Genomic DNA, 1,088 nt, shown 5'->3' on the forward strand with positions numbered 1-1,088 from the left:
CCTTCCCGCTCCATCATCTCCAAAGCCAGCTCGGCCGCCGTCTGGGCAGCCCCGCTCAGGCGGGGCACGTAGTACTTGATCACCCGTCCGATGTTGAACAGGGAAGCCTCTACCAGGGCGCGCGCCAGAAACAAGCGCCAGGGTCCGCGGAGGTAATGCCGTACCTGCTCGACGCACAGCCGCCCCGAGAGCTGCGATTCACGCGGATAGAGGGCGGCCGTGAAGTGGCCGTAGTAGTCGTAGAAGAAGGCCGGAATGCCGTGCTGTCCTAGGAAGGTGACCAGCTTGGAATTTAGATCGATCTCGCCGAACAGGTAAAGGCTTTCCACCGCTTCGACCGGGAAGGGCACCCGATCGGTGGGATGGTCCGGCGGACAGGAGGGCAGGCCTTCGTCCTCGGGCGCATCGTCGGGTGCGCGCTCCCCGGAGGCCCGCTCCAGGGCCAGCGTGTTGTGTCGGCGTTTGAGGCGTCCGTTGGAAAACAGGTAGTAGGGTCGTTTCATCAAGTCAAAGGTTAAAAGTCTCAGGGTGCAGGACACCGTCGATCTTCCCGTCTCCCTTCTTCATCCATAACACAATTCTTCAAAGGCACACTTCTGGCAGAAGCGACGACGTGTCAGGCGGGCCGGGGGCGTGCTCTGCTGAGTCAGAACATGAAGCTCCTTGGTCCAGGTCGCCAGTTGTCTTTCCTCTTCAGCAGTGAGCGTGACTGATTCGGTGCGGCGCAGCAGGGGGTAGTCCAGCTGGCCCGTAAATGGCTTGCCGTCAGCGCGAGTCACCCCGTTGAGGCGCAGGAGCCAGAGGTAGAAGCGGACCTGCCACCGGTGAGCCTCCTCACAGGAGCGTCCCTTTTTGGTTTCGTGCAACACCCCCTGGCGCAACTGCGCGCGGTCGAGCTTACCCACCAGCAGGTGCCCGTCGGGCGTTTCCGCTTCCAGGTGCAGGTGTTTCTCGCTGCGGCTGTAGCTGGCTTGATCCAGCAATCGCCCCAGTGCCACGGTGTCGGACTCCTGTTCCATCCACAGGCCCCGCAACGAGAGCCAGGCTTTGCGGGGGCAGATCAGATAGTAGCCCAGCAGCATGCCCCC

2 protein-coding genes are annotated in these 1,088 nt (G+C 62.5%); both read right to left on the reverse strand.

The window, feature by feature from the left end; all coding sequences use genetic code 11:
- Nucleotides 1–503, reverse strand: a 503-nt coding sequence (locus BLR44_RS28445; RefSeq protein WP_176956258.1) for a CRISPR-associated endonuclease Cas1, incomplete at its 3' end; no start/stop codon positions are given.
- Between the two features lie 60 nt (nucleotides 504–563).
- Nucleotides 564–1,088, reverse strand: a 525-nt coding sequence (gene cas4 / locus BLR44_RS28450; RefSeq protein WP_089688904.1) for a CRISPR-associated protein Cas4, incomplete at its 5' end; no start/stop codon positions are given.

The organism is Catalinimonas alkaloidigena (assembly GCF_900100765.1).
Taxonomy (GTDB): domain Bacteria; phylum Bacteroidota; class Bacteroidia; order Cytophagales; family Flexibacteraceae; genus Mooreia; species Mooreia alkaloidigena.